The 19,796-nt window shown below is 66.3% G+C and carries 22 protein-coding genes and 1 tRNA gene; 8 read left to right on the top strand and 15 right to left on the bottom strand.

Annotated features, from left to right (window positions below; genetic code table 11):
• Positions 1–48 precede the first annotated feature (48 nt).
• The 3 genes from IFT67_RS04550 to IFT67_RS04540 all read left to right on the top strand — a co-directional run bounded on the left by IFT67_RS04550 (position 49) and on the right by IFT67_RS04540 (position 1,999).
• On the top strand, positions 49–828 hold the full coding sequence (locus tag IFT67_RS04550; protein WP_192145188.1) for a transglutaminase-like domain-containing protein: 780 nt from the start codon (positions 49–51) through the stop codon (positions 826–828).
• Positions 829–908: 80 nt separating this feature from the next.
• Positions 909–1,208 carry a hypothetical protein gene (locus tag IFT67_RS04545; RefSeq protein ID WP_056051272.1) on the top strand — a complete coding sequence of 100 codons (300 nt, stop codon included), beginning with the start codon at positions 909–911 and terminating at the stop codon, positions 1,206–1,208.
• A gap of 236 nt (positions 1,209–1,444) precedes the next feature.
• The gene (locus tag IFT67_RS04540; RefSeq protein ID WP_056065323.1) at positions 1,445–1,999 is read left to right on the top strand and encodes a hypothetical protein; all 555 of its coding nucleotides are present in this window, start codon (positions 1,445–1,447) and stop codon (positions 1,997–1,999) included.
• Positions 2,000–2,162: 163 nt separating this feature from the next.
• Here IFT67_RS04540 and IFT67_RS04535 read toward each other — a convergent pair whose 3' ends face one another.
• From IFT67_RS04535 to IFT67_RS04485, 11 genes are all read right to left on the bottom strand, one after another.
• A complete protein-coding gene (locus tag IFT67_RS04535) occupies positions 2,163–2,891 on the bottom strand; it encodes an extensin-like domain-containing protein (protein WP_192145187.1) in 729 nt (242 codons plus the stop codon).
• A gap of 1 nt (position 2,892) precedes the next feature.
• The gene (locus IFT67_RS04530) at positions 2,893–3,654 is read right to left on the bottom strand and encodes an NUDIX hydrolase (protein WP_192145186.1); all 762 of its coding nucleotides are present in this window, start codon (positions 3,652–3,654) and stop codon (positions 2,893–2,895) included.
• 202 nt (positions 3,655–3,856) lie between these two features.
• Positions 3,857–4,828 carry an FAD:protein FMN transferase gene (locus IFT67_RS04525; RefSeq protein ID WP_244647159.1) on the bottom strand — a complete coding sequence of 324 codons (972 nt, stop codon included), beginning with the start codon at positions 4,826–4,828 and terminating at the stop codon, positions 3,857–3,859.
• 25 nt (positions 4,829–4,853) lie between these two features.
• On the bottom strand, positions 4,854–5,693 hold the full coding sequence (locus IFT67_RS04520; protein ID WP_192145185.1) for a DUF4198 domain-containing protein: 840 nt from the start codon (positions 5,691–5,693) through the stop codon (positions 4,854–4,856).
• Positions 5,694–5,703: 10 nt separating this feature from the next.
• Positions 5,704–6,198 carry a DUF2271 domain-containing protein gene (locus tag IFT67_RS04515; protein ID WP_192145184.1) on the bottom strand — a complete coding sequence of 165 codons (495 nt, stop codon included), beginning with the start codon at positions 6,196–6,198 and terminating at the stop codon, positions 5,704–5,706.
• Positions 6,199–6,209: 11 nt separating this feature from the next.
• Positions 6,210–6,881: a PepSY-associated TM helix domain-containing protein gene (locus IFT67_RS04510; RefSeq protein ID WP_342450555.1), complete on the bottom strand. Its 672-nt coding sequence runs from the start codon at positions 6,879–6,881 to the stop codon at positions 6,210–6,212.
• A gap of 76 nt (positions 6,882–6,957) precedes the next feature.
• Complete coding sequence (locus IFT67_RS04505; protein ID WP_192145183.1) at positions 6,958–8,928, bottom strand: lanthionine synthetase LanC family protein; 1,971 nt, start codon at positions 8,926–8,928, stop codon at positions 6,958–6,960.
• Positions 8,925–10,070, bottom strand: a complete 1,146-nt coding sequence (locus IFT67_RS04500) for a phosphotransferase family protein (RefSeq protein ID WP_192145182.1) — start codon at positions 10,068–10,070, stop codon at positions 8,925–8,927. The genes IFT67_RS04505 and IFT67_RS04500 overlap by 4 nt, the downstream gene beginning before the upstream one ends.
• Positions 10,071–10,182: 112 nt before the next feature.
• Positions 10,183–11,085 carry a hypothetical protein gene (locus IFT67_RS04495; RefSeq protein WP_192145181.1) on the bottom strand — a complete coding sequence of 301 codons (903 nt, stop codon included), beginning with the start codon at positions 11,083–11,085 and terminating at the stop codon, positions 10,183–10,185.
• Between the two features lie 478 nt (positions 11,086–11,563).
• Positions 11,564–11,638, bottom strand: a tRNA-Glu gene (locus tag IFT67_RS04490).
• Positions 11,639–11,720: 82 nt separating this feature from the next.
• Entirely contained in the window at positions 11,721–13,094 is a 1,374-nt protein-coding gene (locus tag IFT67_RS04485) for a class II 3-deoxy-7-phosphoheptulonate synthase (protein WP_056486578.1), read from the bottom strand.
• A 181-nt stretch (positions 13,095–13,275) separates the two neighbouring features.
• On the opposite strand from IFT67_RS04485, the gene IFT67_RS04480 reads away from it, so the two are divergent.
• Positions 13,276–13,431: a hypothetical protein gene (locus IFT67_RS04480; RefSeq protein WP_192146641.1), complete on the top strand. Its 156-nt coding sequence runs from the start codon at positions 13,276–13,278 to the stop codon at positions 13,429–13,431.
• Here the strand turns inward: IFT67_RS04480 and IFT67_RS04475 are convergent.
• The gene (locus tag IFT67_RS04475) at positions 13,425–14,363 is read right to left on the bottom strand and encodes a D-2-hydroxyacid dehydrogenase (RefSeq protein WP_192145180.1); all 939 of its coding nucleotides are present in this window, start codon (positions 14,361–14,363) and stop codon (positions 13,425–13,427) included. The two genes, IFT67_RS04480 and IFT67_RS04475, sit on opposite strands and share 7 nt — an antisense overlap.
• Positions 14,364–14,393: 30 nt before the next feature.
• Entirely contained in the window at positions 14,394–15,842 is a 1,449-nt protein-coding gene (gene cysS / locus IFT67_RS04470) for a cysteine--tRNA ligase (protein ID WP_192145179.1), read from the bottom strand.
• A 209-nt stretch (positions 15,843–16,051) separates the two neighbouring features.
• Here cysS and rpsU point away from each other — a divergent pair, with 209 nt between their 5' ends.
• The 3 genes from rpsU to IFT67_RS04455 all read left to right on the top strand — a co-directional run bounded on the left by rpsU (position 16,052) and on the right by IFT67_RS04455 (position 17,269).
• On the top strand, positions 16,052–16,258 hold the full coding sequence (rpsU, locus tag IFT67_RS04465; RefSeq protein ID WP_055878578.1) for a 30S ribosomal protein S21: 207 nt from the start codon (positions 16,052–16,054) through the stop codon (positions 16,256–16,258).
• Between the two features lie 129 nt (positions 16,259–16,387).
• Positions 16,388–16,960, top strand: a complete 573-nt coding sequence (locus tag IFT67_RS04460; RefSeq protein WP_192145178.1) for an FKBP-type peptidyl-prolyl cis-trans isomerase — start codon at positions 16,388–16,390, stop codon at positions 16,958–16,960.
• Positions 16,961–17,113: 153 nt separating this feature from the next.
• On the top strand, positions 17,114–17,269 hold the full coding sequence (locus IFT67_RS04455; protein WP_192145177.1) for a hypothetical protein: 156 nt from the start codon (positions 17,114–17,116) through the stop codon (positions 17,267–17,269).
• 134 nt (positions 17,270–17,403) lie between these two features.
• On the opposite strand, the gene IFT67_RS04450 is transcribed toward IFT67_RS04455, so the two are convergent.
• Positions 17,404–17,637, bottom strand: coding sequence for a hypothetical protein (locus tag IFT67_RS04450; protein WP_192145176.1), 234 nt, complete (start codon positions 17,635–17,637; stop codon positions 17,404–17,406).
• Between the two features lie 196 nt (positions 17,638–17,833).
• Positions 17,834–18,613, bottom strand: coding sequence for a metallophosphoesterase family protein (locus IFT67_RS04445; RefSeq protein ID WP_192145175.1), 780 nt, complete (start codon positions 18,611–18,613; stop codon positions 17,834–17,836).
• A 182-nt stretch (positions 18,614–18,795) separates the two neighbouring features.
• Between IFT67_RS04445 and IFT67_RS04440 the strand changes: the two genes are divergently transcribed.
• Positions 18,796–19,794, top strand: coding sequence for a M48 family metallopeptidase (locus IFT67_RS04440; protein ID WP_192145174.1), 999 nt, complete (start codon positions 18,796–18,798; stop codon positions 19,792–19,794).
• Positions 19,795–19,796: the final 2 nt, after the last annotated feature.

The following is a 19,796-nucleotide window of genomic DNA, read 5'->3' as shown; positions in this document are numbered from 1 at the left end:
ACCGCCGGGCCCTTTTCTTTTGGCCTCGGGACAGGAATGGGACGCGCAATGCGGCTCTCGATCGACGTGCGTCTGGATTACGGGATTGCGGGGGATGCCGATGTTCTCCTCCAAATCGAGGCGGCGGCGATGGCCGACCAGACGATCGAGTCCGAGTCCCTCACCCTGTGGTCCGACAGTCCGATCCGGGCGGTGCGCGGCGAAGATGGAATCGGCCAGCGTTGCTGGTCGCGCGGGCATGCGCGGTTCACGGCCGAGTATAAGGCGATCGTCGCGGTGAAGCGCGAGCGCGTGCAGCTCGAGCTGTACCCGGCGACGCCGCCGCGGATGCTCGATGGCGAACTGACGCCGTATCTGATGCCGAGCCGCTATTGTCCGTCGGACCGCTTCGAGGGCTTCGTCGCGCGCGAGTTCGGGGGGCTGGAAGGCGGTCCGCTCGCGGCGGCGCTGACCGAGTGGGTGTACCAGTCGCTCGACTACCGCTGTGGATCGAGCAGCGGCGAGACGACCGCGCTCGATACGTTTGCTTCCAGGTCTGGGGTGTGTCGGGACTATTCGCATCTGCTGGTGTCGCTCGCGCGGGCGGGCGGGATCCCGGCTCGGTGCGTGTCGGCCTATGCACCGGGTGTCGATCCGCCCGACTTCCATGCGGTCGCGGAGCTGTGGCTGGCAGGCGACTGGCGGTTGATCGATGCGACGAAGATGGCGACGTGCAGCGATATCGCGCGGGTCTGCGTCGGGCGCGATGCGACCGATATCGCGTTCATGACGGTGTTCGGGCAGGCGTATCTGTGGGAGCAGACGGTGAAGGTGACACCGCTGGATTGAGCCGTTCCGCGGAGCCCCTCGCGGGAAACAAAGCGCACTTCGACCGTTGGTCATCGCCAAGATTAAAAAGGGACGTCGCAATGACTGACATAGACAAGAGCGCACTGGATAGCCTGTCCGTAGCGCCCGACGACAAGGATGCCGAGGGCAAGAGTTCGGGTCGCGATCCGCGCCAGGAAGCGGGCCAGGACAAGTCGATCGGCAAGCGCCTGCAGAAGAATCCCGACAGCGCCGACGCGCGTCTCGACAACGGGCTCGACGAGTCGATGGACGGCAGCGATCCGATTTCGGCAACGCAGCCGGGGTCTGGTACCGAGCCGGCGAAGTCGTCGGGTTATGACGAGGATGCCGAGCGGGCGTTGCGCGAAAAGCAGGCGTAACCCTCGCATCTGCTCAACGAACGGGCGTCGGTCGGCAAAGACCGGCGCTTTTTTGTTGCCCAAACGCCTCGCAAGACGATCAAATCGCTTAGTTTCGTTCGGTTCGTCGCAGCCTTGTTGCAGCGCAACAGCTTTCATGGTCGCTTGGTGTTACGGAAAGATGACGCGCGATAGGGTCGTTGTTAACCATCCGAGCGCATAGTCTGCCGGTTCCTTGACGAGAGCGGGGTGACGACATGGCTTCCAGAATGAAACCGGCACAGGGGTCGATGACCCTCGCCGAGATGAAGGAATTCGCGGCTTTTCCGAGTTCGACGCAGCGGTATATCCGGCGTTCGCTCGATGTAGGCCTGGACCGCGAGGACGCGATGCAGCGCTGGTCGCGCGACGTGGTCGAGGCGGCAAGCATCCGGGCGCAGGCGCGGCTGTACAACAACCTCCCCGATCTGCGCGCGATGGTGCCGGACGACAGCGGGCTCGACGCGATCGAGCCGTTCCTGGCGCCGTTGATGACGCTGGTTGCGTTCGACCTGGGGCAGGGGCGGCTGACGAGTTTCTCGGCGTTGCGGTTCCTGTACGAGCGGTTGATCGGGGCGGAGGTCCGGCCGTGGCTGCCGTCGGCGTTCTGCGCGGCGGCGGCGCTGCCGCATCTGCATCCGGAACTGCGGCGGAAGCTGCTCCAGTCGATCAGTGAGGCGGCGGCGACCGCGTCGGGCTGGTCGAACCGGCAGCCGGCGTTCTTCCCGTACTGGGTCGAGAAGGTGGATTCGGGGACGACCTTGGCGAGCTGAAATCTCGCGGGTAGCGAGGCGGACTGTCAGGGCGTTATCCACCCCGGCGAAGGCCGGGGCCCAATTGGAGAGGTCGCAGTAACGATGCGCACCCCTTCGTTTAGCCAGGTCTCCCAATTGGACCCCGGCCTTCGCCGGGGGGGGGGTAACGAGGGGGATCGGATCACCGACACGCACGCCATCCCATCGACCCACGGTTCGCCTGGTCGAGATGCAGGTGGTCGGCGTGCGCGGCGTTGTAGTCGGGGGACAGCGTCGTCGCGAACAGCTGGCATGCGCCGTCACGGACTTCGCGGAGGAATGCGGCTTTGGGATCGTCGCCTTTCCAGTCTCGCGCAACGGTGATGCGGGTGCCGTCGGTCAGGCGGAAACCGGCGATGTCGACCGCGTCGGCAGTGGAGTGTTCGCTCCAGTTGCTCGAATGGCTGCCGGCGATACGGCGGCAACTATAGCTGCCGAAATGATCGATCGTCGCGACGCGTGTGCCGAAGTGCCGTTCGGCGGCAGGCTGGACGATGTCCCATTCCCACATCGCCAGCGCCGCGGCGACCGGACAGGCGACGCCCAACCCGGCAGGTGCGAAGGCAATTTTTCGAGCACCGCCGGTCAGGCGCACGCCGTCTGCATAGCCGCATTGCCCCTCGCCTTTGCGCGGCGGCAGGACGGTGTAGCGGACGCCGGCGCGGTCGAGCAGCGCGCGGCATTGCGGAAAATCCTCGGTCAGCGCGGTGAGCTTGCGGCCCGTGAACAGGCCGATCGGCTGGCCGAGATCGAGCGGCGCCCAAGGGACGTCCTGCGGCCGTCCACGCAGGCTAGCCCACAGCATCAGCGCGAGCGTCGCGATGACGACCAGCGCCACCAGCCACCCGATCGTCCTTCGGACCGCGCGCATGTCAGCCGCGCACCGCGTCCGACATCGGCTCCGACGTTATCGGATAACCGAGGTCGTCGGGGATGCAGAGATGCTCGACGCCGTCGCGTATCTCGGTCCACGGCGTGACGGTGCGGATGGGATGCGCGCGGGCGTCAGCGCTCGCGGCACTGAAATCCGTGAACTGCGCGAGGCGTTCGAGATTGCGGCGGGTCGGGAAGATGATCGTCGCGCGTCCGGCATCGGTCTCGGCGAGAATGTGCGCCGCGGTGGCCCAGAACAGACGGACGTTTTCGGTCTCGTCGACCCGCGGGGCGGGGGCGTCGGCGGGCAGACGGGCGAGATAGAAACGCGTGTCGAAGATGCGCGCATGGGCGTGTGCTGGCCGCCAGCGGGCGAAATACTCGAGCGTTTCGAGGTCGAGGGATGTGCCTGCGTCCGCCAATGCTTCGCCGAACGCGGTGCCGGCGTGAAGGGCGGCGCGCAACTGCTCGAAGGCATGGATGGAGGGCATCGGGGACAGGCCGATCGGCAGGCCGGCCTCCTCTATCGTCTCGCGGATCGCGGCGATGCGCGCGGCGGTTTCGTCGTCGGGGTGGCCGAGCAGAGCCGCCAGCGCATGGTCGCCGGGATCGACGCGGCCGCCGGGGAATACCAAGGCGCCGCCCGCGAACGCCATCGCCTTGGCACGCTCGACCATCAGCAGTTCCGGGGGGCCGGCTGGCGTGTCGCGGAAGATGACGAGCGTCGCGGCGGGGATGGCGGGGGGGAGCGCGTCGGTCATTGGCTTTGGTAACGCACGAGGGCTGGATCGGGTAGCGTCGTGGGGTGGAGCGGGCATGCTCTTGCGTCCCAACTTTGCGAAGGCTGGTCTCGTGCAGGCTTGATCGCTGCGCCGACGGAAATGCTCACCCTCGGAAAGTTCATGATCGTATCGTGAGGCTTGCCGATATGGGTTCCCGCCTCCGCGGGAATGACAGTGGTGGTCAGTCTTCGAGCATCGCCGACAGGGCAGGCGACAGGTACTCCTGCGCGGTGCCGTCGATCTCGGTGACGAGGCGGGCGGCGATGCCGTTGGCGTTGGCGAGGTCGAGGCCGTCCGGCCCCAGCACGGTGAGTGCGGTTGCCCAAGCGTCGGCGTCGAGCGCGGTCTCGTGGATGACGCTGGCGGAGACGACGGCAGTGTCGATCGGACGTCCGGTGCGGGGATTTAGCGTGTGCGCGCCGCGGCGGTAGTCGCCGGAGGTCGCTACTGCTTGGCCGTGCAGCGCGATCCGAAGCGGGGGGAGTGTCAGCCCTGGGGGGCTCTCGAGGTCGACCCACCAGGGATCGCCGTCCGGCTTGATCCCGCGACCGACGAGTTCGCCGCCGATCTCGACCAGTGCGTTCGGGATGCCGGCGTCGTGCAAGAGGTCGGCGACGGCGTCGACCGCGTGGCCCTTGCCGATCCCCGACAGGTCGAGCGCGGTACCGCCGGGTTGGCGGAGGTGTGCGCCGGTGGGGGCGAACGAGAGCCGGGACCAACCCGATGTCGCGCGCGCCGTCTCGATTTCGGGTGTGCTCGGGGGGCAAGCGACGGGGACGGGGCCGAAACCCCAGGCATCGACGAGCTTGCCGATCGCCGGATCGAACGCGCCACCGGTTATCTCGGCGATCGCGAGGCCGCGCGTCATGACGTGTGCGAAGTCGGGTGGGAGCGTCGTCCAGGTGCCGCTAGGCGACCGGTTGAAGCGGGACAGGAGCGAGTCCGGTGCCCAGTGGCTCATCTCCGCGACGAGCCCGGCCAGCCGCGCGACGATCGCGGCGCGGATCGACGACGGATCGGTGCCGGCGGGCGCAGCGAAGCGCACGCTCCACGACGTCCCCATGGTCTCGCCGTGGAGATCGAGCACCACCGCCGACGGATCGCGCGCGCCGAACGCCGCGGCGTTGATCGTCAGAGGCAGCGCGATCCTCATGCCGCCAAACTCACACCCGGACGCCTCAGGGCGTGAGGACTTCGAGCGTCGTGACGTAGCTCATTCGCCGCTCGGTCGCGCGCGGGGTGGTTGCCTTGGCGTCGGTCAGCGTCGCATTGAGCCAGTACATCCCGGCGGTCGGCCACGAAACGCTCAACACGCCGTCCGCCCCGGTGGTCAGCTCGCGTCCGCCCTCATCGTTGCGGTAGCGCTTGCCGCCGGGAATCACCGTGACCTTCAGGCCGGACGCGGGCTTGCCGTCGACCAGGAAGCGGAACTTGGCGGTCTCGCCCGCGACCAGTTCGTCGGGATGCGTGATCGGCGCGAACTCGAGGCCCTTGCCGGTCGTCTTGAAGACGGTGGTGGTCGGCGCGCCCGCGGTTACGAAGATCTCGTTGCGACCCGATACCTCGGTAACCTTCACGTCGGTCGCGTTGGCGGGGATGTCGGCGACGGTCAGCGGGGCGGGGGCGTTCGGCTGGGGCGGACCGCGACGACCGCCGAGACGTTTCTCGACGCCGTCGACCTTGAAGCTGCCCATGACGGCGGACATCTGCGTGCCGATCTTCCACGTGCCGGGTTTGTCGAGCTTCACGTCGAATACCGAGCGATAGCGGCCGGTCGCGCCGTTCTGCAATGCGCCTTCGCTGCCGTCGGGCTGCCAGACCTTCATGCCGTCGAGGCGGAGCGGCTGGTGATCGAAGAAGAACAGGTCGTTCGAGACCGCGGCGTCGACCGTCACCCAGCCATCAGTCCCCGAGAACACCGTGGCCGAGGGCAACAGCCACATGCGGTGCGCCGATAGTGCGGCGGGGATCGACAACAGCGCGGCGGCGGCCATCAGGCGTGCAACAAAAGGCTTCATGATGCGATCCTTAGCGGGCGGAGATGGCGACGGCGCCGAGCTCGGTCTTGCCCGTGGTGCGGGCTCCGGCGGTAAGCGGTACGGACACGAGCTCGCGGCCGCCGGTCTCGCGCGCAGCCTCGACGTTGAGGACATACTGGCCGGGCTTAACGTCGGCGGGCAGCGGGATGGTGTACTGGCCCGGCGCACGCGTCGCGCCGCTGACGCCGTCGGCGGGCATCGTCATGCTGCGGCCGCCCTTGCGCCACCATGCGCGCAGGTCCGCGAGCCATTTGGTGCCGGGATCGTTGCCGCGCTTCTTCAGATCGTACCAGACCGCCAGCGTGCGCGGCGCGCCGCCGCCGACCGGATCGAGCCAGACCGCGACATACGGCTTGTGATATTCCGCGACGCTCAGCCGGGGGATGGTGATCGTGACGGTGCCCGCGGGCGCGGCGCTGGCGGGCAACGACAGCGCAGGCGCGGTGATCGCCCCGCCAAACAACAGCAACGCGGTAGGACGCATGGCAGAACCCCTCAATGGACGAACAGGATGGCAAGCAGGACGGGAATGGCAAGCCCGGCGGCGACGATCGGCCAGGTCGTCGGCCGATGGCGCGCGTGAAGCTGCAACAGGAGCAGTCCGGTCAGCGTGAACAGGATGCAGGCGCCGGCGAAGATGTCGATGAACCACGCCCAGGCCGCGCCCGCATTGCGCCCCTTGTGGAGGTCGTTCAGGTACGAGATCCAGCCGCGGTCGGTTGTTTCCGCGGTGATGCGTCCGGTCGCGCGCTCGATGCTGACCCAGGCGTCGCCACCCGGGCGTGGCAGCGCGACATAGGCGTCGGTGTCGGACCACTCGACCGACTTGCCCGCGGGATCGAGGCCGACCGTGGCCGCAACGCTTTTCGCGACGGGTGCGGGTAGAGGCGTGTCTGGCGTGTGCGGTGCGGTCAGCATGCGGCGAAGCGATGGGAGCAGCATGCCGCTTTTCTCGACGACCACCGGCTTGGCACCGATCGATGCCGCATGATTGAGTGTGATGCCGGTGATCGCGAACAGCAGCATTGCGGTCAGCGACAAGGCCGCGCTGATCCAGTGCCAGTTGTGCAACTGCTTGAGCCACCAGCTCCGCCATTTGCGTTTGCGCTTGATGGCCGCCGCTGATGTTGCGGACGCTTGGGACGCGAGAGATTGGGGCGACTTCACCGCCACCGCCTATCGGCTCGTGAAACGCAGATCAAGGCTATTGAGAATAGTTAGCAGAAAAGTAACTCGGTTGATCTTACGCTGCGAGTGCCGTCGGAATACGCGGGGTTGCAGGCGGTGTCAGTAGCAGGACGGAGGGCGTCGCTTTGGGATCGTAGGCGCGGAGGTAGAAATGCCCCGTGCCTGCCAGCCCCAGCATCAGGCTCGGCGACTCGCTGGCGCCCGGCGTTCCCGATGGCCAGGGGCGGGCGGGTGTGGCGTAGGTATCGATACCGTGTCGGGCGATCTCATCGACGAGCGTTCGCGCCTCGGCATCGCCGCTGGCCTGGGCCCAGCTCAGGAACAGCTCGGCATCACCCGCCGCGCCGTGGCAGAGCGAGTAGTTGCAGCTGGTGCGGGCGAGCTGGCCGATCACCGATCGCGCAGTGATCCGCAACGCGGACTGGATCGCCGGCCGCATCGTCGCGTCACTGGTCAGTTCGAAGGCGCGGATGCGGGCGAGGCCGATACCGACTGCACCGTGGCACCATGCGGCGGGGGCGACACCGAGCGGCTTGTCCGCGTCGTGGCTGCGCAGATCGGGCCATTGATCGCTCGGGGTGTCGAACCAGCTATCCTCATAGGCGAACGCCGCGCGCCCCGCCGCTCCGAACCGATCGTCGCCGGACACGGCGGCAAGTTCGAGCAAGGCCCAGCCGACGCCGCCGGCACCGTGCGACAACCCGGTCAAATTGGGGCGGCGTTGCGCACGGAAGTCGGCCACCAGATCGTCCGCCAAGCCGGAGAGATCGACCAGTTCGGCCATCTCGCCCATCGCGTTCCAGGACAGGCCGCGGTCGCTGCGTTCCGAGGCGTCGAGCAACCGTTCCCCGGCGACGATCGCGGCTTCGGTCAGCGATGGCGCGGCGTGCGCGGCGCCCAGCGCGAGCAGCACGGGGATCGTCCCTGCATTACCGGACATCACGTCGATCGCGACGCGACCCTCAGGGCACAGCGCGACGGCGCGGTGGACCATCGCCAGACCTTGTGCGTGCAGATCCTCGCGATCGAGCGCGGCTCCGGCTTCCATCGCGGCGTAGCCGATGCCGAGAAAGCCCGTGTAGAACCCGCGGTGCAGGGCGTCGGCGCGCAGGCCTGCCTCCGCGATCTTGCGAGCCAGCGTTTCGGCGAACACGGGAGCCCCGAACCCGCTCTCGGTGCGCGAGGCGGCGAGTGCCTGCGCGACCAGTCGGCTGCGCGCCATGCCGAAGCTCTCGCGGTTGCCCGGATCCTCGGCAAAGCCCAGTCCCGGCGCCAATTGCCTCGCGAACAGCGGCACCGGCGCGTCCAGATACGCGGCGAAGGCCGGGTAGCTCGCGAGGAGGACCGTCGATACCGCGGGGAACAGGTGCTGGGCCACGTAGAGCACCGCATTGTCGCGGCGGACGTAGTCGGCGCTGCGGACGACGATCTTGAAATCGAACGGTATGCGGTAGCGGTTGAGCAGCGTGGTCAGTCCGGCGACCAGGTCGACCGCGCCGCCGATCCGGACGTTCCAGTAGAAGCGGACGATCGGCGCAAGATCGTTCACGTCGCGAAACGCTTCGCCGAACGCGTAGTAGAAGCCGGCCTGCGCGGTGGTCGAGCCGCCCGCGATCTGCACCGCCAGCGGACTTCCCCTGCGCATCGGCATCACACCGTCGACGGCGAGGAACTGGCCGGGCGCGAACCGGCGCGTGCGGCCATGGCGCATGGCGATCACGCTGCCGTTGGTGTCGCTGCCGCTGAAGATCCAGCCCTGCTCGGCGCGCGATCGGCTGGTATTGGCGCGTTCGAGTGCCGCCGTCAGGTCGACCGGCTCTGGTGCAATGGCGGCGGCATCGTCCTGCGGGAACACGCGGGCATAGGCGTGCTCGTACACCACGGGCATCAACGCGGTCGCCAGCGCGCCTTCGGTCGCGGGGCCGCTCAGGCGCCCCACCGGACTGTCGTCGAGCAGGATCGCGCCGTCGTCGCCGATCCGCAGTGCCGCGACGAACGCGCCGAGGTCGATCGCCGTGCCGGTCACGCCGCGATCGCCTGGTGGCGTGCATCTGGTGCGGAGTCGACGATACCGAGCAATTCCTCCGCTACCCGGCCCGGATCGGCGAGAATGTTGAGTGCGGTCTGCGCGAGCAGGATCGCGGTGGGATCGGTCGCCTGGCTCCACGCGCTGCGTTCGAACGCGGTGACCATCATCCGCGCGGCCATCATGCCGATGCACCGCGTCAGGAAATCCGCGGCGTCGTCGCGATAGGCGGCGCTGGCGGTGATGTACGCGGTCCAGAATGCTGCGATCGCAGGCTGGACGGTCGCGAGCGGCACGGTGGCACCCGCGAACAGCGCGGCGGGATCCGTTCCGGCGGGCATCGAGCCGATCCAGAAGGCGAGGTAGGATTGGAGCATGCTGCCGACGTCCCAGGCTGCGTCGCCGATATCGGCCAGCTCCCAGTCGATGACGTACAAACGTCGGTCGGCCAGCGCGTCGCCCTTGGGCGCGAGCAGGCAATTCTCCCAGCGCATGTCGGTATGGATCAGCGTATCGCGCTTCCACCCGTCGCGCAGCGCGCCGAGCATCGCACGCGCGCCTGGCGCGGCGAGCAGGATGTCGACCAGCGCCGAGGCGGCCGGGCTCCGTCGCATGCTGCTCACGTCCGCTTCGCCGTGAAGGCGCAGGATCCAGGGCGATTGTTGCGGAAACAGCGCGGCTTGCGGCGCGCCTTCGACGAAACGGATCGCGTGGTAGGCGGATAATGCCATCCCCAGCCGTGCGGCGAGATCGACCGGACAGGTTCCGAGCTTCTTATGCACGGCGGTCAGCGTCTCGCTGTTCGGGATGAGATCGTTGATGAGTATGCCCTGCTCGGCATCGTAGAGTCGGAAACGTGGCAGCAGATCGCGCAACGGGCGCAGGCGCTCGTCGCCGAACGCGCCGCGATAGACCTCCGCTTCCCGCGCGATCGTCTCGCGCGTGCCGGGTTCGCTCTCGATCGCCTGCTTGATGAAATAGGCCGGGCCGTTCCGCTGCTTGAGCATCACGAACCGGTTGCGGCTGCGGCTCATGGTCAGGACCATGCCGCCATCGACGATCCCGGCGCGGTCGATCAGGCCCTTGCCGGTCAGATACCGTACGAGATTGCGGGTGACGATCGGGTCCATGCGGCCTGCCATATGCGAGGAAAAGTGCGAAGAACCGCCGACCCGCGAGGGGCCGGCGGCTTCGACGATCGATCAGAAGGTGCAGCCCGCCGACCCGCGAGGGGCCGGCGGCTTCGACGATCGATCAGAAGGTGCAGCCCGCCGACCACATCACGTGCTTGCAATCGAGTTCGACCTCGGCGACCTGCGGCTGGCCGGCAAAGGTGCAGCCCGCCGTCCACATGACGTGCTTGCAGTCCGTCGTCGCGACGCTCTCGTCGGGAACGGCCAGCAGCGTGCAGGCCAAGGTCGTCAGGACATGTCCGCAATCCGCGACCGATTCGGTAGCCTGGAACGTGCACCCGGCAGTCCACAACACATCCTTGCAGCCGGGCTCCGCATCGGCCGAACCGGTCTGCTCGGCGCCCAGCGTACAGGCCAGCGTCGTCAGCACGTTGCCGCAGTCGACCGCCGCGGCGGGTTGCGTCGCGCCCATCGTGCAGACCGTCTTTGCCGCCAATTGCACGCATTCGACGGCGCCCTGCTGCTGGCCTGCAAAGGTGCAGCCTGCCGTCCACATGACGTGCTTGCAGTCCGTAGCTTGCAGGCCGCCGCCTGCGCCGGCCGGGATCGGCGCGCACCAGGTCGGTCGTGCGGTGACCAGCGTGACGCACATGGCATCGCCCGCCGCGGGACCCTGAGCCTTCAGCGTACAGGCGAGGGTGGTGAGCACGTTGCCGCAATCCGCACCATAGCCGCTGGCAGCGCCCTTCTGCTGTGCGCCAAGCGTACAGGCGAGCGTGGTCAGTACATTCCCGCACTCTGCCGCGACGGCTTGCGGCCCGCCGAAGGTGCATCCTGCGGTCCACATCACGTCCTTGCATCCGGGGGCGCTGGCGCGAGCGCCGAGACCGGCGACAACCGCGTCTGCACCGATCGTGCAGACGATCGTACCCGCCAGTATCGCGCAACCGACATTGACCGGGCTCCCGCCGCCATGGCGTTGCTGAACGAGCCCCCCGAGATAGTTCTGAGCATAACCAGTCATAGCGCCTTCTCCTTGTTGCCGGATGATCCGGAGCGATCAGGCGATCATGCGGGCATCCGCCCCGAACACAGGTCGCCGCAGTCGGCGGCACGTGAAGGTGCGCCGAGTGATGAACCTCGAAATACTTTCGAGTATATGTGATCAGTAAAGGCTGGGACCGTGAAGCGGTTGGCGGCCGAATGCTATTCGATCATCGCCTGAGACAAGGGGCTTATCCCAAAACCCCGCCTGCCACGCAGCAATGATCTTGTTCGGGATATGCGACAACTGGGGATTGGCCCGAAACGGAGGGTGTCGAGCGGACTATATCCATATCAGAGGAAGCGCATGACTTGCCGATATTGTCGCATCGTCGGCCCGATGCGGACGCGAGTAAACGCGGCGACAAACGAGGACCGTCGATCGGCACCAGAGTTTGGCGATGTGGGAGGTGCAGCGCAGCGGCGATCGGATCGATGCGGCTTGCTGGCTGGGAAGCTGGTGACCCCTACGAGAATCGAACTCGTGCTTACGCCGTGAGAGGGCGTCGTCCTAACCGCTAGACGAAGGGGCCGTTAGCAGATGCGGGCGTCTACGGAAGGCGGCGGCAGGCGTCAAGACGCTTGCCGCACTTTCCTGAGGCGCCCGCATATTTATCAGGCGGCGACCTTCTTGCGCTCGGCCATTTCCTCGTTGAGCATCTCGGCCAGCAGGAAGGCGAGTTCGAGGCTCTGGCTGGCGTTGAGGCGCGGGTCGCAGTGCGTGTGGTAGCGATCGGCAAGGCTCTGCTCGGTCACGTCGACCGCGCCGCCGGTGCACTCGGTCACGTTCTGCCCGGTCATCTCGGCATGGATGCCGCCCGCGTGCGTGCCTTCCGCGCGGTGGACCGCGAAGAAGCCGCGGACTTCGGCGAGGATGCGGTCGAACGGTCGCGTCTTGTAGCCGTTGGCGGCCTTGACGACGTTGCCGTGCATCGGGTCGCAGCTCCAGACCACCGGATGGCCTTCCCGGGTCACAGCGCGGACGAGGCGGGGCAGGTTCGCCTCGATCTTGTCATAGCCGTAGCGCGTGATCAGCGTCATCCGGCCGGGGACTCGGCCAGGGTTGAGCGTGTCGAGCATCCGCAAGAGCGCGTCGGGCTCCAGGCTCGGGCCGCACTTGATGCCGATCGGGTTGCCGATGCCGCGGAGGTATTCGACGTGGCTGGAGCCCTCGAACCGCGTGCGATCCCCGATCCAGAGGAAATGCGCGCTGGTGTCGTACCAGTCGCCGGTCAGCGAATCCTGCCGGGTCAGCGCCTGCTCGTACTGGAGCAGCAGCGCCTCGTGGCTGGTGTAGAAATGCGTCTGCGCGAGCTGCGGCACGGTCTCGGGATCGATCCCACAGGCGGCCATGAACTCAAGCGCTTCGCCGATCCGGTCCGCGGTCTCGGCGTATTTCTTCGACCAGGGGCTGCGACCCATGAAGTCGTGCGTCCAGCGGTGAACCTGATGCAGGTTCGCGTAGCCGCCCTGTGCGAATGCACGCAGCAGGTTGAGCGTCGCCGCCGACTGCGAATAGGCGCGGATCATCCGCTGAGGGTCGGGCGCGCGCGATTCCGCGGTGAAGGCGATATCGTTGACGTTGTCGCCGCGGTACGACGGCAGCTCGACGCCGCCGATCGTCTCGGTATCGGTCGAGCGCGGCTTGGCGAACTGACCCGCCATGCGGCCAAGCTTCACGACCGGGAGCTTCGATGCGAAGGTAAGTACAACGGCCATCTGGAGAATGACGCGGAACGTGTCGCGGATGTTGTTCGCGCTATGCTCGGCAAAGGACTCGGCGCAGTCGCCGCCCTGCAGCAGGAACGCCTTGCCGGCTGCGACTTCGGCGAGCGACGCGGTCAGGTTGCGGGCTTCACCGGCGAAGACGAGCGGCGGAAAGGTCGCGAGCTGGTCGGTCGCGGCGGTCAGCGCTGCTGCGTCGGGATAAGTGGGGAGCTGCCGCGCTTCGTGACGTGTCCAGCTGTCGGGGGCCCAGTTCGCGGCCATATCATGTCGTCCGATTGGTGAATTGTGACGATGGCAATGCGCGAAAACGCCTTTTTGCGCAACGAAGTAAAGCTTGAAGGCGCTGCGATCAGTATTGGCAGGCCGGTCCGGTCATTTCCGTTCTAAAAAAATTATGGCGTCATCACTGTCCATTTGGCATGGGCAACAGATGGACATGCCCATGCGTATCATCATCGCGTTTTCGATCATCGCCGGCGGAATGGTGATTGCCGTACCGGTCCTGATCATCACCGCGCGCCGTCGCCGCGCCGACAAGCTGCGCCGCCGCGGCATCAAGAGCTACAATCGCAGCTCAGGGGCTACCAACGGTCAATAGCCTGCGTCGAGGTCGGCGACGTTCTTCATCGGCGTCCCTGCGAGGAAGGCTCCGAGATTTTCCAGGAATAGCGCTGCCCCCCGCTTGAACATCGTCGTCTGGCTGCGGCCGGAAAGATGCATAGTGACGATGGCGTTGGGCGCCGACCATAGCGGATGCTCGGCAGGAAGCGGTTCCGGGTTGGTCGGATCGAGGACTGCGCCGGCGATAATGGCATCGGTCAGCGCGGCGATCAGCGCGTCGTCGTCAATCATGTCGCCGCGGGCGATATTGATGAGCCATGCCGACGGCTTCATCGCCGCGAGTTCATCGCGGCCGATCATCGCGTGGGTGGCGCCGGTCGAGGGCGCGGCGAGGATAACCCAGTCGAAATCGTCGAGACGGTCGCGCCACGCGTCGGGTGTAATCGTGCCCTCGCGGCCGGTGCGCGTGACCCCGGTGACGTCGACGCCGAACGCAGCCAGCCGGTCGCCGATCATGCGGCCGATCGTGCCGTAGCCGATGACGAGCGCCTTGGTGCCAGCCAGTTCGACCTTGCCCGGCGCATCCTTGAGCCATTCGTGGCGATCCTGCGCGCGCACGACGGTGTCGAAGCGCTTGGCGGCGACCAGCACGCCCATCACCGCATATTCGGCGACGGCAACGGCGTTGATACCGGCGCCGTTGGTCAGCGTGACGTCATTGTCGCGCAACGTCTCCAGCGGAAACGCATCGAGCCCGGCATAGATCGTCGAAACCCATTTGAGATTGGGCCCGGCCTTGCGGATCGCGTCTGCGACCAACTCGGTCGGCTGCATCTCGACCCACGCGATGTCCGCATCGGCGATCATCGCGTTGGCCTCCTCCGGCTTGGCGAACCAGACGGCTTCGAGGTCCGCAGGCAGATGCGGTTCGAGGAGAGGGCGGGCGGCGGCGGGGAGGACGGCTTTCATCCGAGGAACATCGTTCGGCCGCCCACCAAGTCAAGGCGTGCCAGTCGCCTCGACCGGGATCTTCCAGTCCCATCCGAGCGAATCGCCATCCATCACCTCGACGCCGGCGGCCGCCAGCTCGTCGCGGATCGTATCGGATCGCTCGAAATCCTTCGCAGCCCGTGCGTCGCGTCGGGCGGCAAGGTGTTCGGCGATGGTCGCTTCGTTGATCGTCGCCGATACGGGTCGGATGCGCAGGTCCTCCCGACGGATCGTCGCGAGATCGAGCCCGAGCACAGCATCGAAATCGATGAGTGCCGCGATGCGGTCCGCCGGCGCGACACGCTTGTCCGCCAGCAGTTCGTCGAGGATCGGGAGCGCGCGCGGCGTGCCCAGATCGTCCGAGATCGCCGCATCCAGCCGTTCACGATAGGCGAAGGCGCTACCCGAGGGGCCGCCCGGCTGCCGCGCCCGCAGCGTCTCGACGGTCATCGCGAGCCGTTTCAAGCGCGTCTGTGCCGCCGCCAGATTCTCCCACGAGAATTCCAGCTCGCTACGGTACTGCGCCTGGAGGCACATCAGGCGGTAGGCGAGCGGGTGGAAGCCACGGTCGACCAGCGTCTGGAGCGTGGTGAACGCGCCGCCCGATTTCGACATCTTGCCCGAGCGCTCGACCAGGAAATTATTGTGCATCCAGATGTTCGCACCGGTATCCGCGCAGTCGCAATGCGCCTGGTTCTGCGCGATCTCGTTGGGGTGGTGGATCTCGCGGTGATCGATCCCGCCGGTGTGGATGTCGAAATGCTCGCCCAGATACTGCTTGCTCATCACCGAGCATTCGAGATGCCAGCCGGGCGCGCCGCGGCCCCAGGGTGAATCCCATTCCATCTGGCGGTTGTCGCCGGGCGCGGACGTGCGCCAGATCGCGAAGTCCTGCGGATGGCGCTTGCCCTCGACCGGATCGATACGGCTCTCGCCCGCATCGTCCTGCGAACGGGCGAGGCGGCCGTAGTCGGGAACGGTCGAGGTGTCGAAGTACAGGCCGTCCGCGAGCTGGTAGCAATGCTTGTCGGCGATCGCCTTGCCGAACGCGATCATGCCTTCGACGTGATCGGTGGCGAGCGGAAATTTGCTTGGTGGGCGGATGTTGAGGTCGTCGAGGTTGCGTTTGAAGGCATCGGTATAGTGCTTGGCGATCGCCCAGATATCCTGACCGCTAGCGCGCGCCGCGGCCTCCATCTTGTCGTCGCCGACGTCGGCATCGGAGGTCAGGTGCCCGACATCGGTGATGTTGATGATGTGGGTGAGCGGATAGCCCTTCCACGTCAGCACGCGGCTCAGCGTATCGGTGAAGACGTACGCGCGCAGATTGCCGATATGCGCGTAATTGTAGACCGTCGGGCCGCAGGAATAGATGCCGACATCGGTCGGATCGATCGGCTTGAACGTCTCGATCTGTCGTGTGAGGCTGTTATATAGCGTAAGGGGAGTGCGGGTCATGCGCCGCTCTTAGCGACGCCGGAGCGGTCTCGCAAAGATACTCCAGGTGTCCGCGAGACCTGCGGGCCCATTGCGACTGGTCTGCGCGACGCGTGGCGTCGCAACGTCAGCCTTGAAACGCATGCCCTCCCCTGATAGGGGGCCCAGTTCATGCGGCGCGGACCTATTCGCGACGGCAAAAATCTATTCGACCGGAGCTTAACGGGTTTATGCAGATCATCGTACGCGACAATAACGTCGACCAGGCACTCCGCGCGCTCAAGAAGAAGCTGCAGCGCGAAGGCGTGTATCGCGAGATGAAGTTGCGCCGGCACTATGAGAAGCCGTCCGAGAAGCGTGCGCGCGAGCGTGCAGCAGCGATCCGTCGCTCGCGCAAGCTCGATCGCAAGCGCGCAGAGCGCGACGGCGCACGGTAAGATTTGGTCGGCCACGCCCGGCGAACGGGTAGGCCGATAGGTTCGGGGGTGTCGTGATCGGCACCCCTATTTGCTTTCCAACGGCACGCGCGGCGCTCCGGCGTGACCAGATGACCGGGGCCTGATCCGATGTCGACCGTCACCGCAGTGCCGCTGCAGCCTACGAAGCGCAGCTACCTCGTCTATCTCTGGGTGGGGATCGCGCTGGCGCTGATCGCCGCCGTCGCGCTGGCACGTCAGGGCGACGATCCCCTGGCACGCAATGCGCGGGCAAAGGGTGTCGTCGTGACGGCGTCCGGTCTGCAGTACAAGGTGATCGCGCCCGGCAAGCCCGGCGCAGCGAAGCCGACCGATGCAGACGTGGCGCTGGTGAACTACGAGGGCAAGCTGCTGAACGGCACGACCTTCGACAAGTCGCAGCAGCCGACGCCGATGCCCGTGACGGGTGTCGTGCCTGGGTTCTCCGAGGCATTGAAGCTGATGCCGAAGGGTTCGAAGTATCGCTTCTGGATGAAGCCGTCGCTTGGCTATGGCGACAAGGCGACGGGGCCGATCCCGGCGAACTCAACCCTGGTGTTCGACGTCGAGCTGCTCGACTTCCTGCCGCAGAGCGTCGTGCAGCAGATGCAGGCGCAGGCCCAGATGGGGCGCGGCGCGCCGGGTGCTATGCCGGGCGGCGCTCCGGGTCAGCAGCAGCCCTAATCGGGTGCGCGAGCGATACGGGGAACTTGGTCGCTCGTATCGCTTAATAGTCGAGACGTGCAAAACGCGCCCGCGGTTCGCTGCTGGCGCGTTTTTTTGCGTTTATGGTGTCTGGCAAGGTCTATCCTCGGGGCGGATCGGTGGCGCAGCCCTGTGGCGCGTAACGGTCTCGTCATGCTGCTGGCGGTCGGTGCGCGGCAGCACTGCACGATGGCGCTCAATCCGGACAGTCGTCAGAATGTCGGAGGGGAGTGTCTGTTCGATTGGTGGCTGGCGCGGCGCTGTTGCCGTGCAGCATCGGAAGGCTGAGTCCTCCCGCGACTACGCGGCATTCGTGCCGGTGCTCGGCGAGTCGCAGAAGCTCGAACTTCTGTGAGCCTTATACAGCAGGCAAAAAAATAGCGGCCCGAAGACCGCTATTTCTCGAACTAAAGTCGTAAGACTTAGTTGCTGTCCGAATCGTCGTCGTTGTCAGCAACGATAACGATACCGGCGATAACTGCAGCTGCCGCGAGAACCGCAACGATGATGCCGCCGCCAGCGAGCTCGTTCTTGTCAGCCGAAACCGAACCCGAGCGAACCGACTTAGCAACCGACAGGCTGGCCGGTGCTGCCATGGCCGGAGCAACTGCCATCGTGGCTGCTGCTGCGGTCAGGAGATACTTCCCAAGACGCATAATAAACTCCCTTTGTGCTCGTCAGCTTGGCATTGGCATGAAACCACCACCAAGGCAACCGAGGTCTAGAAAACCGCGCAAAGTGTTCCGCGCTGTTGCCGCGGCGCAACACGCGCCGCTGCCCGTTCGTTATAGCGATCTGCAATCACGGGAGAAGTGGCAGTTTGCCGACTGTAAGATATTCCCGGCAGGCCGGTCAGTGCGCTTCCGGCACGGAGGCGGTCTGCAGCGTCCAGGTCTCGGTCCCCTCGAGTCCGAGCGCCGTCAGCCGACCGGACGAATAGGCGCCGGTGTCGATACCGATCCGGTGGCTGCGTCGCTCGATCTCGTCGGTCATCGTGTGCCCGTGGACGACGATCTTCTCCAGCGCGGACCGGTGATCGAGGAACGGGTCGCGGATCCAGCGCAGGTCCGAGGTTCGCTGCAGGTCGAGTGGCGTATCGGGGCGTACGCCGGCGTGGACGAAGGCATAATCGCCGATCACGATCATGTCCTCGAACGCCCGCAGGAATTCCTGATGCTCGTCGGGTACGAGTTGCTCGATGCGCCGCGAGAACGCCTCGTAATCGAGCTGGTCGTATTCGGCGGCGTCCATGCCGTAGCTCAGGATGGTTTCACGCCCGCCGATCCGACAGAACAGCCGGAGCGCCTTGGGTTCGCCGTCGAGCGCGCCGAGGAATATCTCTTCGTGATTGCCCAGCAGGAAGCGAACGTCGGACCGTGTCGCGTCGAGTCCCCGAAGGCGATCGATGACGGCGGCGGAGGCCGGCCCACGGTCGACGATATCGCCGAGGAAGATGAGCGTCGTTTCCGCCGGCCCCCGGGCAATCTCATCGGCTTCGATCAGGCCGATCAACTGGTCGAGCAGGTCGGCGCAGCCATGAATATCGCCGACCGCATAAACGCGTCGACCGGCGGGGATGGCCGGGAGGTTAGCCTTGGCAACGCTGCGGGACTTGAAAAGCTTTGAAATCATGCTGCTATCGATGGGGAGGAAAACATGTACGGGGCCTGATCGAAGGTGTGGTCGCTTAAGGCGTAACGCAACCCGTCGCAACGCATCCCCCGATCACGTGTACGATAGAGCGCACTCGGGGCACGGCCATACGGCATGACGCGGGGGTCGGCGATGGCTAAGGGGTAGCTATGTCGATGCCCATGACCCTCCGCCTGTTGCCGCTTCTGATGCTCGCGGCGACGTCGCCCGCGGATGCCGTACCTGCGGACGATGCCCCCCGGCCTGCGTTCTTCGAGGCATTGCGCGCCGCCGATCTGCGGCTTGCGACGATCGCCTACCGCCTGACGACGGCGAACGCCGCGCTTTGCGACCAGCTCCAGCCGCAGATCGGCATGCCGATCCACGCGCTCACGCAATATGCGCCTGCCGCGCGCAAGGTCGCCGCGACGACGTTCCGATTCGGCGCGACGATCGGCGTCGAGGCGGTCGTTGCCGGTGCTCCCGCGGATCGCGCCGGGGTTCGCGCGAACGATTCGATCGTGGAAATCGATGGCAAAGCCCAGCCTGCTCTACCGGCTACGGACGCGCCGGAGAATGCGGGGGCAAGAGATGCGGCGGAAGCGGCAATCGCGAATGCTCCGGTTGCGCAGCCGGTGCGGATGACCTTGCTGCGGGACGGGCAGCGCGTTCCGGTCGCGATCAAGCCCGTCGTCGGATGTCGATCGCGGTTCGAGATTCTGCTCGGCAGCGGGCTGGATGCCAGCGCGGACGGATCGGTCGTGCAGATCGGCGAGAAGTTCTTCGAAGGCTATAGCGATGCGGAGATCGCGGTGATCGTCTCGCACGAACTGTCGCACAACATCTTGCGCCACCGTGCGCGGCTCGACGCGGTGAAGATCAATCGCGGGATGCTGGCGGAGTTCGGGCGCAACGGCCGGTTGATCCGCGAGACCGAGGACCAGGCCGACCTGCTCGGCATCTACCTTCTCGCCAACGCCGGCTACGACCCGATGTCCGCGCCGAAATTTTGGCGCGAGAAGGGGGGCGACATCGACGGCGGGCTGTTCCGCAGCCGCACGCACGGATCGTCCAAGGCGCGTGCCGAGGCGCTCGAAGCCGCCGCGCGCGACATTGCGGCGACGCCGACGCGGCCGATCGTTCCGCCCGTGCTCGCGACCCGGAACGTGCCGCTTCGCTGACG

Source organism: Sphingomonas sp. CFBP 13728 (assembly GCF_014841895.1).
GTDB lineage: Bacteria > Pseudomonadota > Alphaproteobacteria > Sphingomonadales > Sphingomonadaceae > Sphingomonas.
This window is presented reverse-complemented; position numbering and strand designations above follow the sequence as displayed.

What these genes read in the sequence shown, in the direction of transcription:
- IFT67_RS04520 (WP_192145185.1), bottom strand. Translation starts at nt 5,693, where the DNA reads ATGAAGCCTTTTGTTGCACGCCTGATGGCCGCCGCCGCGCTGTTGTCG.
- IFT67_RS04445 (WP_192145175.1), bottom strand. Translation starts at nt 18,613, where the DNA reads ATGATTTCAAAGCTTTTCAAGTCCCGCAGCGTTGCCAAGGCTAACCTC.
- IFT67_RS04540 (WP_056065323.1), top strand. Translation starts at nt 1,445, where the DNA reads ATGGCTTCCAGAATGAAACCGGCACAGGGGTCGATGACCCTCGCCGAG.
- rpsU (WP_055878578.1), top strand. Translation starts at nt 16,052, where the DNA reads ATGCAGATCATCGTACGCGACAATAACGTCGACCAGGCACTCCGCGCG.
- IFT67_RS04525 (WP_244647159.1), bottom strand. Translation starts at nt 4,828, where the DNA reads ATGAGGATCGCGCTGCCTCTGACGATCAACGCCGCGGCGTTCGGCGCG.
- IFT67_RS04480 (WP_192146641.1), top strand. Translation starts at nt 13,276, where the DNA reads ATGCGTATCATCATCGCGTTTTCGATCATCGCCGGCGGAATGGTGATT.
- IFT67_RS04485 (WP_056486578.1), bottom strand. Translation starts at nt 13,094, where the DNA reads ATGGCCGCGAACTGGGCCCCCGACAGCTGGACACGTCACGAAGCGCGG.
- IFT67_RS04535 (WP_192145187.1), bottom strand. Translation starts at nt 2,891, where the DNA reads ATGCGCGCGGTCCGAAGGACGATCGGGTGGCTGGTGGCGCTGGTCGTC.
- IFT67_RS04515 (WP_192145184.1), bottom strand. Translation starts at nt 6,198, where the DNA reads ATGCGTCCTACCGCGTTGCTGTTGTTTGGCGGGGCGATCACCGCGCCT.
- IFT67_RS04475 (WP_192145180.1), bottom strand. Translation starts at nt 14,363, where the DNA reads ATGAAAGCCGTCCTCCCCGCCGCCGCCCGCCCTCTCCTCGAACCGCAT.
- IFT67_RS04500 (WP_192145182.1), bottom strand. Translation starts at nt 10,070, where the DNA reads ATGGCAGGCCGCATGGACCCGATCGTCACCCGCAATCTCGTACGGTAT.
- IFT67_RS04550 (WP_192145188.1), top strand. Translation starts at nt 49, where the DNA reads ATGCGGCTCTCGATCGACGTGCGTCTGGATTACGGGATTGCGGGGGAT.
- IFT67_RS04495 (WP_192145181.1), bottom strand. Translation starts at nt 11,085, where the DNA reads ATGACTGGTTATGCTCAGAACTATCTCGGGGGGCTCGTTCAGCAACGC.
- IFT67_RS04530 (WP_192145186.1), bottom strand. Translation starts at nt 3,654, where the DNA reads ATGACCGACGCGCTCCCCCCCGCCATCCCCGCCGCGACGCTCGTCATC.
- cysS (WP_192145179.1), bottom strand. Translation starts at nt 15,842, where the DNA reads ATGACCCGCACTCCCCTTACGCTATATAACAGCCTCACACGACAGATC.
- IFT67_RS04440 (WP_192145174.1), top strand. Translation starts at nt 18,796, where the DNA reads ATGACCCTCCGCCTGTTGCCGCTTCTGATGCTCGCGGCGACGTCGCCC.
- IFT67_RS04545 (WP_056051272.1), top strand. Translation starts at nt 909, where the DNA reads ATGACTGACATAGACAAGAGCGCACTGGATAGCCTGTCCGTAGCGCCC.
- IFT67_RS04450 (WP_192145176.1), bottom strand. Translation starts at nt 17,637, where the DNA reads ATGCGTCTTGGGAAGTATCTCCTGACCGCAGCAGCAGCCACGATGGCA.
- IFT67_RS04460 (WP_192145178.1), top strand. Translation starts at nt 16,388, where the DNA reads ATGTCGACCGTCACCGCAGTGCCGCTGCAGCCTACGAAGCGCAGCTAC.